10 protein-coding genes, 1 pseudogene and 1 riboswitch are annotated in these 13204 nt (G+C 36.2%); of the genes and pseudogenes, 8 read left to right on the top strand and 3 right to left on the bottom strand.

All coding sequences use genetic code 11. The annotated features are described in order from the left end of the window. Positions 1-70 precede the first annotated feature (70 nt). Positions 71-622, bottom strand: a complete 552-nt coding sequence (locus JFU23_RS20545) for a DUF4352 domain-containing protein (protein WP_201032584.1) — start codon at positions 620-622, stop codon at positions 71-73. Positions 623-843: 221 nt separating this feature from the next. Further along, entirely contained in the window at positions 844-1050 is a 207-nt protein-coding gene (locus JFU23_RS20550) for a hypothetical protein (protein WP_201032585.1), read from the bottom strand. Between the two features lie 256 nt (positions 1051-1306). Continuing rightward, positions 1307-1414, top strand: a riboswitch (SAM riboswitch). Between the two features lie 234 nt (positions 1415-1648). Between JFU23_RS20550 and JFU23_RS20555 the strand changes: the two genes are divergently transcribed. The 7 genes from JFU23_RS20555 to JFU23_RS20585 all read left to right on the top strand — a co-directional run bounded on the left by JFU23_RS20555 (position 1649) and on the right by JFU23_RS20585 (position 10645). Beyond that, positions 1649-2707: an LLM class flavin-dependent oxidoreductase gene (locus tag JFU23_RS20555; RefSeq protein ID WP_201032586.1), complete on the top strand. Its 1059-nt coding sequence runs from the start codon at positions 1649-1651 to the stop codon at positions 2705-2707. Beyond that, positions 2700-3656, top strand: a complete 957-nt coding sequence (locus tag JFU23_RS20560) for an ATP-grasp domain-containing protein (protein ID WP_201032587.1) — start codon at positions 2700-2702, stop codon at positions 3654-3656. Before JFU23_RS20555 ends, JFU23_RS20560 begins: the two co-directional genes overlap by 8 nt. Positions 3657-4041: 385 nt before the next feature. Further along, positions 4042-6426, top strand: coding sequence for an immune inhibitor A domain-containing protein (locus tag JFU23_RS20565; RefSeq protein WP_201032588.1), 2385 nt, complete (start codon positions 4042-4044; stop codon positions 6424-6426). Positions 6427-6650: 224 nt separating this feature from the next. After that, positions 6651-8390, top strand: a complete 1740-nt coding sequence (locus tag JFU23_RS20570; RefSeq protein ID WP_201032589.1) for an S-layer homology domain-containing protein — start codon at positions 6651-6653, stop codon at positions 8388-8390. Positions 8391-8512: 122 nt separating this feature from the next. Beyond that, the gene (locus JFU23_RS20575) at positions 8513-8674 is read left to right on the top strand and encodes a hypothetical protein (protein ID WP_172805403.1); all 162 of its coding nucleotides are present in this window, start codon (positions 8513-8515) and stop codon (positions 8672-8674) included. Between the two features lie 549 nt (positions 8675-9223). After that, positions 9224-10090, top strand: a complete 867-nt coding sequence (locus JFU23_RS20580) for an exosporium leader peptide-containing protein (RefSeq protein WP_201032590.1) — start codon at positions 9224-9226, stop codon at positions 10088-10090. A gap of 120 nt (positions 10091-10210) precedes the next feature. Beyond that, entirely contained in the window at positions 10211-10645 is a 435-nt protein-coding gene (locus JFU23_RS20585; RefSeq protein WP_098169168.1) for a hypothetical protein, read from the top strand. Between the two features lie 594 nt (positions 10646-11239). Here the strand turns inward: JFU23_RS20585 and JFU23_RS20590 are convergent. Next, a pseudogene (locus JFU23_RS20590) lies at positions 11240-12670 on the bottom strand (IS4 family transposase). A gap of 279 nt (positions 12671-12949) precedes the next feature. On the opposite strand from JFU23_RS20590, the gene JFU23_RS20595 reads away from it, so the two are divergent. Next, complete coding sequence (locus tag JFU23_RS20595) at positions 12950-13159, top strand: hypothetical protein (RefSeq protein WP_201032591.1); 210 nt, start codon at positions 12950-12952, stop codon at positions 13157-13159. The last annotated feature ends 45 nt before the right edge of the window (positions 13160-13204 follow it).

Genomic DNA, 13204 nt, shown 5'->3' on the forward strand with positions numbered 1-13204 from the left:
TATGTAGAAGACTTCTTTCAGTGCTTTTTGCTTATTTGAGAGATTTCTTCAATCAAATTGTATTTGAGACTTAGTTTTTTTGTGATTGCAGCTTATCGATTTTCCAGTGTGCTCCTAGAGATTCTAAAGAGCTTTCAATATAAAACATATATTCATCTGCGGTACTTGTTACTTCAAAAGCTATTTTTAATTCTACCGTTTCATTTGGTTTAACTTGTATATCAGAAGGGTTTTGGTCAAGCACCTTGCCTTCATAGGCCTTTCCGTCTTTTTCATCTTTTAAGTTATATTTTAATTCTGATAGTCCAATCATTTGACCTCGTACATTTTTTACAGAGACATTAACAACGACGGAATCGTTGTTAGCATTTAAATATGCATTTTGAACGGTGGCCGAGTAATAGCCTCCCTTAACACTCTCACCAACTAATAAAATACCTTGTTCCAAGCGGCTCATATCTTCTTTTTCTTCAAAATTTATTAATTCTTCATTTTCATTTTTTGCGGTTGGTTCTTCTATTGGACCATTTTCAACGGCACTATCTTTTTTATCTTGTGTACAAGCAGCCGTAACACTGGCTAATACTAGAATTAAAGTAAGTAATATGAATAATTTCCTCATAAAATTTATCTGTCTCCTTAAGTTTCTCAATTTTGTGCAACTATACATATTATAAAGAGATTCTATTAAGATTAACATAATGTCTCATTATTGGATCAAAATAGGGGTCTTTTAGACACCTTATTCTTGTTTTTTATTAATATGATTGGTGTATTTACTCTAGTTGTAGCGAAATCGTCCGTTGTTATCACTCCTACTGTAAATATGTAATTAGTATTATTTTATTCTTTAAATATCTCCGGTTTTTCAACTCTAAATGATTGCACCTCACCGCACTCTAAACAAAATGTGGTTAATAGTTTGGAACGTTTCCCTCCTGAAAAGAATCTACTAGATTCATCCTCACAAACATATGCATGATAAGCAGATCCAACCCTTCCTTCTTTAAATGTAGTAGAACCACAATTCGCGCATCGTTTATTTTTCATGTTACTAACACCTCATTTGATTGATATTTATTTTTCTGTGTTTTTAAGATAGAAGTAAAGCAACTTGGTTATAAATGATGTTTTCGACATGATACAACATAGCCCTTTATATATCCGCAAGTAAAACAACATAATACCCTATAAATCTCTATAACAATATGATGTTTCATATATCATTTAATGTTTATCGGAAAAATAAGTATTAAAGTATTGAGTTTTATTATTCTGATGATTATAATAAATAAAAAACAAACAATTCTTATGTTGAGAAGTGGAGGGACGGGCCCTATGAAACTTCGGCAACCTCGTTTTAGACGAAAGGTGCCAAATCCTGCAGGTGAAAAAAACACCTGAAAGATAAGAGCAGTTCACTTAGTCAAGAAGGCTACTCTTATTTCGATAAGAGTAGCTTTTTTTATCCCGCATTAACGGGCAGTAAGACCCCCACCTCAAAATTCAGCGGAAGCAAAGAAGTTAGGTGGGGGATCAACTGCCCGTAAAAGCCCGATTGGTTCAACTAATAATCAGTGGGGGATGAACAAAACCCCCACTGATTAAAGTTTCACTTTATGGCTAAAAGTTAAAGGGGGAATAGGTAGTGGAGTATGGTTTTTGGTTACCGATTTTTGGGGGATGGCTTCGAAATGTAGATGATGAATCTATGCCGCCTACGTTTGAGTATGCAAAACAAACAGCGCAAGCGGCAGAACAGTTAGGTTTTTCAACAACTCTTATTGCGGAATTAAACTTAAATGATATAAAAGGTGTTTCAGCACCAAGTTTAGAAGCATGGACAACTGCGGCAGCACTTGCTGCGGTAACGGATCGATTAGAGATTATGACAGCTGTAAGACCTGGTTTTCACAATCCAGCAGTTGCAGCGAAAATGGCAGCAAATATAGATCAATTAAGTAATGGTCGTTTTACATTGAATGTAGTTTCAGCATGGTGGGAAGAAGAAGCGAGGCAGTACGGCGGGGTATTTACCGCACATGATGAACGGTATGATCGCACAGAGGAATTTGTAACAGTTTTGAAAGAGCTTTGGAAAGAAGAAGAGTTTTCTTATAAAGGGAACTTTTATGAGCTTCATCATACACATTTAAGTCCAAAACCTGTGCAGAAACAAGGCATTAAGATCTATGCAGGTGGTGAGAGTGAGCGAGGAAAAGAAGTAATTGTAAATCACGCGGATGCATATGTAATGCATGGCGGAACAGTGGAAGAAGTATTTGTGAAAATAGAAGATATGAAGAATCGTAGAAAGAAAGTCACAGAGGAGCCATTGCAGTCATTCGGGCTCGCGGCTTACGTCATTTGTCGTGATACAGAAGAAGAGGCGTTAGAGGAATGGAGACGCATAACGGATGTGAAAGACGATGCTTTAGGTTACGCGGGTTACCAAGATTTTATTAGTAAATCGCATTTGGAACAGCAAGTGAAGCTAAATGATTATTCCGTATCTAATCGCGGGTTACGTCCTAATTTAATCGGAACACCAGAACAAATTGCAGGAAGGATACTTGCTTTTGAAAAAGTGGGTGTTACGTTATTACTTTTACAATTTTCGCCACAGCTTGAAGAGATGAAACGATTTTCTGAAAAAGTGATGCCATTAGTTGAAGCAAAAAGAAAGGAATTGATTACAAATGAGTAAAATTTACATATTACATGAGAATAAGGAATGGACGGATCATTTGGTGAAAAGATTGGAAGAACTGGAGTTACCTTATGAGGAGTGGTTTTTAGATGAAGGAACAATTTCGTTAGAACAAGAACCTCCCCAAGGTGTTTTTTATAGCCGCATGAGTGCTTCTTCACATACGAGAGGGCATCGATATGCACCTGAGTTGACTGAAGGAGTTCTTGCTTGGTTAGAGGGATACGGGCGAACAGTATTTAATGGATCTCGAGCATTGCGTCTTGAAGTAAGTAAATTGAATCAATATGCAGCATTAAGAAAATTTGGGATACAAGTGCCGAAAACAATTGGTGCTGTTGGCCGTGATCATATAGTAAAAGCAGCAAAGGAGTTAGGGGAAGTACCGTTCATTACAAAGCATAACCGTGCAGGTAAAGGCCTTGGTGTTCAACTGTTTCATTCCATTGATGCTTTAGAACAATATTTGGATGGTCCGACATTTGAAGAACCTATTGATGGAATTACTTTAATCCAGCAATATATTGAAGCGCCAGAACCATATATTACACGTTGTGAGTTTGTAGGCGGTCAGTTTGTATATGCAGTTAAAGTAGATACATCAGAAGGATTTGAGCTTTGCCCGGCAGATGTATGCTCTATTCAAGATGCTTTTTGCCCAGTAGGAGAAGAGAGTAAGAAAGAGTCGTCAACAAAATTTGAAATTATATCGGACTTCCAAGAGCCAATTATTGAAAAGTACAAAGAGTTTTTGAAAGAAAATAAAATTACCGTTGCTGGTATTGAATTTATTCGCAGTTCGGATGGAACAATTTATACGTATGATATTAATACAAACACAAACTATAATTCTGACGCAGAGTCTGTAGCGAATCAATTTGGTATGCTTGAGCTTGCTACATTCCTTGGAATAGAATTAGAAAAACAAGTAGAGTCAGTTAAATAATGTTGATTAAAAAATAAGGTTTTGGTGCAAACCTTTGCTAAATTAATAGTATCAGTATGTCCAAGTTTAGGAGCGTACTTACAAGGTTTTTAGAGTTTTTGCACCAGCAAAAAAAGTATCAGTTTTTATGTTGTATTTTTTTCCTTTCCTAGCACTACTCTATCGCCATCAAAACAAAAGAACGAGTGATCCCACTTTATGGTTATGTGCAAAACATAAACTAGTAGAAGGTTTGTATTTTTTTATCTTATGTATCCCACCCTGCATAAAAAAATATTTCTCAACATTTAATTGTTGAAAAACATTGAATATTCTCTATAAAGAGAATATTATGTTTCTATCGGCAAAAAAAACGATAATTCGCAGACACTGGGGAGGAAATGCATTGAAAAAGAATAAGAAGTTAAAACCATTATCAGTTTTAGCAACAGCAGCAGTACTAAGTAGTAGTTTTGCTTTTGGAAGTCATGCAGCGTATGCTGATTCGCCATCATCTCTACCAATAGATGAGCATTTAATACCGGAGGAGCGTTTGGCAGAAGCGCTAAAACAACGGGGCGTAATTGATCAATCTGCATCACAAGCTGAGACGTCAAAGGCTGTCGAGAAATATGTTGAGAAAAAGAAAGGGGAAAACCCTGGTAAAGAAATCTTGACAGGAGATAGTCTTACGCAAGAAGCTTCTGATTTTATGAAAAAAGTAAAAGATGCAAAAATGAAGGAAAATGAACAGGCGCAGCAGCCAACAGTAGGGCCAGTAGCTGGACAAGGTGCAGGATTGAATTCTAGTAAATTAAATGGAAAAGTACCTACTGCACCAGCGAAGCAAGAAGAGTACAACGGTGCTGTTCGAAAAGATAAAGTACTTGTTTTACTTGTAGAATTTAGCGATTTTAAGCATAACAATATTGATCAAGAGCCAGGATACATGTATTCTAAGGACTTCAATCGTGAACATTATCAAAAAATGTTATTTGGTGATGAACCATTTACGTTATTTGATGGATCGAAGATTAACACATTTAAACAATATTATGAAGAACAATCTGGCGGCAGCTATACAGTTGATGGAACTGTAACGGAATGGCTTACTGTTCCAGGGAAAGCTTCAGATTACGGTTCGGATGCAGGAACTGGCCATGATAATAAGGGTCCTTTAGGGCCACGTGATTTTGTGAAAGAAGCATTAAAAGCAGCGGTAGCAAAAGGAATTAATTTAGCAGATTATGATCAATTTGATCAATACGATCAAAATGGTGATGGAAATAAAAACGAGCCAGATGGCATTATTGATCATTTAATGGTTGTACATGCTGGCGTTGGTCAAGAAGCTGGCGGCGGTAAATTGAAAGATGATGCGATTTGGTCTCATCGTTCAAAACTTGGATCAAAACCATATGCGATTGATGGCACAAAATCTTCTGTTTCGAATTGGGGCGGAAAGATGGCTGCATACGATTATACAATCGAGCCTGAAGATGGAGCAGTTGGTGTGTTTGCGCATGAGTATGGTCATGATTTAGGCTTACCAGATGAATACGATACGAAGTACTCAGGACAAGGTGAACCTGTTGAGTCATGGTCTATTATGAGTGGCGGCAGCTGGGCTGGAAAAATTGCAGGAACAGAGCCAACAAGTTTCTCACCACAAAATAAAGAGTTTTTCCAAAAGAATATGAATGGCAACTGGGCGAATATCGTTGAGGTAGATTATGATAAACTTCGCACGGGAGTCGGTGTTGCAACATATTTAGATCAAAGTGTTACAAAATCAAAACGACCAGGAATCGTTCGTGTTAACTTGCCAGACAAAGATATTAAAAATATCGAGTCAGCATTTGGTAAGAAGTTTTATTACAGCACAAAAGGAAATGACATTCATACAACACTTGAGACACCAGTATTTGACTTAACAAATGCCAAGGATGCTAAGTTCGATTATAAGGCATTTTACGAACTTGAAGCGAAGTATGATTTCCTTGACGTATATGCGATTGCAGAAGATGGAACGAAGACACGTATTGATAGAATGGGCGAAAAAGATATAAAAGGCGGCGTGGATACAACTGATGGTAAGTGGGTTGATAAATCATACGATTTAAGCCAATTCAAAGGGAAAAAAGTAAAACTGCAATTTGAGTATTTAACAGATATTGCAGTAGCTTATAAAGGATTTGCGTTAGATAATGCTGCATTAACTGTAGATGGAAAAGTTGTTTTCTCAGATGATGCAGAAGGCGGGCCAGCAATGACGTTAAAAGGATTTACTGTATCTAACGGATTGGAACAGAAAAAAAATAACTACTACGTAGAGTGGAGAAATTACGCTGGTTCTGACACGGCGTTACAACATGCGCGTGGTCCAGTCTTTAATACAGGAATGGTTGTATGGTATGCGGATCAAAGCTTTACAGATAACTGGGTAGGTGTTCATCCAGGTGAAGGATTCTTAGGAGTAGTAGATTCTCATCCAGAGGCAATCGTAGGTACATTAAACGGACAACCGACTGTGAAGAGCAGTACGCGTTATCAAATTGCCGATGCGGCATTCTCATTTGATCAAGCGCCAGCATGGAGAGTAGATTCGCCAACTCGCGGTATCTTTGACTATAAAGGATTACCGGGCGTTGCAAAATTTGATGATTCTAAGCAGTACATCAACAGCGCTATTCCAGATGCAGGACGTAAGTTGCCGAAACTAGGATTGAAGTTTGAAGTAGTAGGTCAAGCTGAAGACAAATCTGCAGGTGCAGTTTGGATTCATCGATAGAATAAGGTGAAATTATGAGGGAGCTGCCCCGTAAGTTGGTGAAACCGACTTATGGACAGCTCTCTTTTTATTGTGGAAACCATAATGAAAATATGAGTTTTTGCATATTTTTAAATTTAATATATCCTCCGAAAAGTTTTAATTGTATAATGTTTCTTGTCATAGTCTTTTAGATTTTTCGACAAAAAATAACAAAAATAGAAGACGTATTGGGAGAATGCATTATGTACATAAAACTATTAAAATCAATTACATCATTATCACTTATTGGTGGTGCTTTATTATATACAAATGGCAGTGATGTGAAAGCTGCTGAAACGGGTACTTTTTCGGATGTACCTACATCGCACTGGTCTTATCCTGCGATTAAAGACTTAGCGAGTAAAAATATTATTTCAGGCTATGGAAATGGGATGTTTGGTTTTGGTGATGTTGCGACGAGGGAGCAAGTTGCAGCTTTAATTTATCGCGTGTTAGTACCGAATAAGCAAGGTGGTACGTTTAGTAATGATGGTGCTCGTTATGTATTACAAGATGGGTCTACTTTAAATAATCCGTATCGTGATATTCGCTCAGGTTCTACAATGTTTCCAGAAGAGGTGTTAACGTTAACGAAATTGGGGATTTTTAAAGGTGATGGAAATGGCGGTTTTAGACCGAAAGATTCTGTTAGCCGTGCAGAAATGGCGCAAATTATTAAAAATGCGTTCCAAGTTTCAGTTAAACAAAAACATACATTTAATGATGTTCCAAATGGATTTTGGGCAGAAAATGCGATTAGTGCGGTGCAGTCAAACGGGATTGCATCTGGTACAGGAGACGGGAAATTTGAACCAGCTAAAACGGTAACGCGTGAACAGTATGCACAGTTTTTATATAATGCATTGAAATATAAAAAGCCTGAGGTTGCGGTGCAAGATACAGGAGATGCGGCATTATTAGCAGCATTCAAAAATGAAGTGCAAACGCGTATTAATACGTATGAAACGAACATTACACTTCCATATAAAACGAAAAATAATAATACAAAAGAAGTTATGAATACACTTTTTAACGCATATGAAGAAGTCGCAAATAAAAATGAGTATACAAATTATAATAGATCGAATATTTCATACTCACTATCTGGATCACCTGGAAATTATACATTTACGCTAAATATTACATATCGCGAAACGAAAGAACAAACAGAGTATGTGATGAAACAAGCGAAAGCGATCGTTTCTTCTATTATTCAAACGGGAATGGATGATCATGAAAAAGTGAAGGCGGTTCATGACTACGTAGTAAAACATGTCTCTTACGATACGTCTTATAAAGCGTATACAGCATATGAGGCACTCGCGAATCGTTCTGCCGTTTGCCAAGGTTACACACTATTAACCTATCAATTATTAAAAGAAGCTGGAATTGAGAATCATTTTGTAGTAGGAACTGGAGACGGTCAGCCTCATGCTTGGAATTTAGTGAAAATCGATAACAAGTGGTACCATCTTGATACAACATTCGATGATCCTGTACCAGATGAACAAGGTCGCGTTACGTATTCCTATTTCAATTTATCAGATGAGCAAATCGCAAGAAATCATGAGTGGAACCGCGGGGATTATCCGCAAGCTACAACAAACTATTATAGTACATTAACAAATAAAATTGCGACAGGTGGTACGAAAACACCTGCATATCAGCAAATATTAAAAGATACAAAGTTAAATTATTTAGGAAATGAATATATCGCAAATAACTATAATGAATTCAAAAATAAAATGCAGCAGCGTTATAGCACAAAGTCAGCAAAGATTGAAATTCTTTATAAGCAATCAATGGACGGTTCACTGCAAGATGTGAAAAAAGTAATTGGAGAAATCGGTTATCCGCAAGGAGCGAACCGTGTTTCTTATAAAGCTGAGCCGTATAATGCGAAAGAAGGGTATTCTTTGGTGACGATTACGTTTATGTATTGATAATGAAAAAAGCATCTATTTCAGATGCTTTTTTATTATTTTAGTTCGACATAATGTGATAACGGAACATAATTGCATCTGTTATGATAACTTTTGAAATTTTACATTTTGGAGGATTAGCAATGGACAAAAAGAAGATTTTTGCTGTGTTAATAGGAATCGTGGTTTTACTTGTTTTTGTTATCCATCCAGGCGTCCCAGACAAACGTGTTCCTCTAAAAAATAAACTTGCAGTAATCCTTCCATTGATTGTTATATCCGGTTTAATTTCCTTGTATATATAATTAAAACAAGTACTTATCAAGTAACGTTAAGGTAGGTAGAGAAGTATATATATCTACTTTTCTACCTATGCGTAGTTTAGTAAAAAACCTCACAAACACTTCCACTGCGGCTTCTCCTTCACGATAATCACTTACTAATTCTTTTGGCTTAATATATAAGATATACAGTATGAATTATATTGATATGTTACGCCGTTCAAAAAAATCTGCTTTATAGAGCGTGCCCCATGCCCATCAAGCTAAAAATTTAGAATTACTCCAAAACGAAAAAATGAACTTTTTGTCTCGTTAGAAGAACATGCTGCTAATCCCATAAATAAAGCGCAACAAATAAGTGTTTTTAATAGTTTATTGTTCATAATATGTATCCCCCAGTGTGTAAAATGTTAGATTTCCTGAACTAACATAACAAATGTGGTTACAACTATTTTGTTATGTTTTGTCGAATGAAAATAAAAAAAGAGAAATTCCGCTTATATGAAGATCATTTATCTAGTATTGAGCATTTAATAATTATGATAAGTACAAGCATCGTAAGGAGGTGTGTACATGAATGAAAAAAATGAGTTTTTGAGTGGAGCAGCATTTGATCCAAATTTACTGGGTCCTACATTACCACCTATTCCACCATTTACTTTACCTACTGGTCCGACTGGGATTACAGGAGAAACCGGACCGACGGGAACAACAGGACCTACTGGGCCAACAGGCGGACCTGGAATCACAGGCCCAACCGGAATTACCGGACCAACAGGAGCAACAGGGGAAACAGGAGCAACAGGAACAACAGGAGCAACAGGAGCAACAGGAACAACAGGAGCAACAGGAGCAACAGGAGCAACTGGGGAAGCTGGAGCAATAGGAGCAATAGGAGCAACAGGAGCAACAGGAGCAACAGGAGCAACTGGGACAACAGGGGAAACAGGAGCAACTGGGACAACAGGGGAAACAGGAGCAACAGGAGCAACAGGAGCAACAGGGGAAACAGGAGCAACTGGAACACTCTCAACTGCTAGTGCTAGTGTTATAACAATTACATCACAAACTCTTGCTAATCTTGCTCTAGTCAATTTTAGCACTGGAGCTGTTATATTAAACAATGTTTTATTTGATGGAATTTCCACATTTACAATTCAAGTGCCTGGTATTTATTATTTTATTGGTGCACTAATGACTTCTGCAAATCAAGCAGGACCTGTTGGAGTAACTATATCTCTTAATAATCTTTCTCCAGGCTTGGATGGAGTAAATTATGGAACTGCAGCAGGCCAAGAAGTTGTTGCTTTTGGATTTCTTCAAGTCGTTGCTGGGGATACAATTACTCTTAATAATGTTAGTGGGCAGTCAATTACGATAGGAGGTAATACAGGTAGTAATCAACCAGCCGCTCGATTGTCTTTTTTCAAAATCTCATAAGACTTAATTTTGTGAACGAAAAGTCCATTCAGGCTGTTTCTGAAGGGACTTTTTTTATAGGTTTAGAGATACATTGACTGCTGATAATAATGCGTTATGTTAAAAGGAGAGAATTTAATATTGGAACAAGAAAAGATTGATATTTTAGCTGAAACCTTATTATTGGAGGTTATAACACAAAAAGTTGAAATGATAGAGCAGCTTCCCATTATGCTAAAAGGGATTGACTATTTAGATGATTGGGCAGAAGTCATTTCAAAAACAACAGAATGTGAAATTTTTGAATCAGATGCACCCAGTGTTATGAATTTTTTTGCCGTAGGAGAAAAAGTTTTAATTGAGCTAGAGATGCCATGTCTTATATCAACATGGCAGGATAGAGAACAACTTCTGAGAATTACAACTACTGTGAAAGCGAAGTGCTTAGTTTCTCATGCAGAAGTATTTGATTGGAGCAATATGAATAAAAAAGAATTGTTAAAACGCCAAAAAGATGTGGAATTTGTAGAGTTAAACTATATAGATACTGAATGTGATGATATTCGTGCTTATTGAATTAGCAAAAACAACAAATTCCAGTTTGTTGTTTTTCCCGTTTTTTACATAAATGAAACGTCTTTATAGGAGTGGCGAAGCCACGACTACATGAACAGCCCTCCAATATCTAACAGGGGCGCAAATTAACCTATAATTCCCCTTTCTGAAAGAAATGTGATTACCATTAATTTGTAATAAAAAAAGACTAGCGAAAATGCTAATCCTTTTTTATTTGATTGATTTACTGCCTATAACAATAATTAAGTAAATAAGCTGTCCACATGGGCAGTTTATTCTATTTTTTCATAGCATAGATTATTTTGAAAAATGCTGATGGTATCCCACCGCTATCAAGTTAAGAAATACATTCTTCCCCAAAATGAAAAAAATGAACTAAATTTATATGGACAACTATGAAAAGATGAAATTTTCGTTTTGGGGATACTTCAAAATCTTAGCTTGATGGGCATGTGGTACTACCCCATCGCTATCAAGCTAAGCCCATACAACGTTAATTATAGTAGAAGTTGTTTATTTTTTTAAAAAAACTACGTGTAGGGAATTTAAAGATTTGCATACGAAATAAACCCTAATGGGTTTCAATTTTTTGATTTAAGCCGCTTGATTATCAAGCATGGTACAATTGTAAATGACACCTAATATATCAAAGACTGTTTTCTTCTCATATCGATGAGATTTTCTCCCGTTTTGCTGTAGGAGGTTGAACAGGCGAAGTAACACCTTTGATAGCTCTTGGGTGTCTTTTTGTATCGACTGGAAAAGAAGAAAAAAGTAATCTTTAATCATATATATGGCCTTATATTCACTCAGTTCTCGTTTCTTTTTCATAAGAAGTAATTGCCGCATTTGAAACATGGTAGAAGAACAAAGTAGAATGGCAATCAGTTGCCCATACAAATGGCATTCCAATCGTTCTCGTTTTATCTTTTTACAATGATGAATATGAAAGAATGATTTCCATGTTTTAAATAAAATCTCGATTTGCCAACGTAAAGAATACCAATCATGTACTTGTCCCATCGGGACAATATCTATAGGGGTATTTGTCATATATACATTGATACCGCTAAGTCGTTTACTACGAGCAGAATACTTCATTCCTTTCTTTTTTTCTCTTACCGTTTGATCGTGTAATCGTTTTTGTTGTTGTTCTTTTGTTAGTCGATGAACAATCACACGAGTTGGTACTTTATCAGTCATTCCTACATAAGCGTCGGATATTTCATATGTTTGTCCTGGCTGAAGAGAGTTCATTAAAACCTCCATATCTATTTGGATATACTCTGTACCCTTCTTAATTCTGCCATCTTGAAAATAATCAGGGTTTAGATTTTTTTGATAAATACGTGTATTCGATTTGATACGTGAGATATAATAAGCCTTTTTATCTTGTATATGTTGAAGATCTTTCAAATGAAAATAACCTAAATCTCGGATACATAAATCATTCGCTGTTACAGTTGGGGCACACAGGGAACCATAGGTTCGATCATGTTGTTTACCTGGACCTGTATGAATATGAAGGAATTGTCCACTTAATAAATCATACTCAAGCTGTATCTTTACTCCCGCTGTATGGCTACATCCTCCCGCACCAGGATAAATTGATGAAAATATATCCGGAAGTTGAAATGCAGTTGAATCTAAAATACGAATACGCTTGAAAACAGAAGTATATGGATAAGAAATTGGCATAGATTAGGTCAGTTTTTGGTTTAGTAGTTCAGCTAATAGGTGTTGTAAAAATTGAACAGCCGCTTTATTAAATCGTTGATTCAAGCCCTCAGGGCTGATGAGTACTTCTGTTGATGCTTCTAAACAGCTAGATAACTGAGTTAAAGAAGTCATAGCTACATTTTGGCTCACCCATACACATAAAGCGACTAAATCTTTTGCTTGGTACTTACTGGTTCGTTGTACAAAGCCAACATCTCTAGCAAGATCTCGTAAGGCATTTGGAGATAGGGCACTTTGAATCTCTTGAGCAAATAGTTGTAATTCGTTAGACACAGAAACAGACATAAAATACGCCATCCTTTCCTATGATTCTACAGAAAGAATAGCGTATTTTCTCATTTTAGGGGGCATTTCTTTTTATTAGCTTGATAGCGATGGAGTCCCTCCAACATAACGCGAATTTCGTACGTTAAGGAATTATTTGGTGTCTTTTTTTAATATGTCGATTAGTAAAATAAGTTATATAAATAATTTGTTATACTTCCATGTGCCCTAGTTGATATAATGTATAAGGCAATTATTGGTTAATTAATAGCGCACATATATTAGGGAGGTACATAAGTCATGATAGATATAATCACGTCATTTCTTTTACTAGTTATATATTCTATTCGTTATCTATTTTCAACAGGCGAAAATAGGAAAAAGGCAAAAGCAGATTTAAAAGAATTTTGGACTGATACTGATGGGCAAATATTATTAGGTGCTGCTATGGGACTTGTAATTTCTGTGATAATTTTTGGTTATTTGTTGATGACGCAAATAAATTTTTAACTAAGAAGAAAAGTATTACAGAAAACAAGATATTAAATAATATAC

The sequence above is a fragment of the Bacillus sp. TH50 genome (assembly GCF_016650565.1).
GTDB lineage: Bacteria > Bacillota > Bacilli > Bacillales > Bacillaceae_G > Bacillus_A > Bacillus_A mycoides.

What these genes read in the sequence shown, in the direction of transcription:
- JFU23_RS20545 (WP_201032584.1), bottom strand. Translation starts at nt 622, where the DNA reads ATGAGGAAATTATTCATATTACTTACTTTAATTCTAGTATTAGCCAGT.
- JFU23_RS20550 (WP_201032585.1), bottom strand. Translation starts at nt 1,050, where the DNA reads ATGAAAAATAAACGATGCGCGAATTGTGGTTCTACTACATTTAAAGAA.
- JFU23_RS20560 (WP_201032587.1), top strand. Translation starts at nt 2,700, where the DNA reads ATGAGTAAAATTTACATATTACATGAGAATAAGGAATGGACGGATCAT.
- JFU23_RS20570 (WP_201032589.1), top strand. Translation starts at nt 6,651, where the DNA reads ATGTACATAAAACTATTAAAATCAATTACATCATTATCACTTATTGGT.
- JFU23_RS20575 (WP_172805403.1), top strand. Translation starts at nt 8,513, where the DNA reads ATGGACAAAAAGAAGATTTTTGCTGTGTTAATAGGAATCGTGGTTTTA.
- JFU23_RS20580 (WP_201032590.1), top strand. Translation starts at nt 9,224, where the DNA reads ATGAATGAAAAAAATGAGTTTTTGAGTGGAGCAGCATTTGATCCAAAT.
- JFU23_RS20595 (WP_201032591.1), top strand. Translation starts at nt 12,950, where the DNA reads ATGATAGATATAATCACGTCATTTCTTTTACTAGTTATATATTCTATT.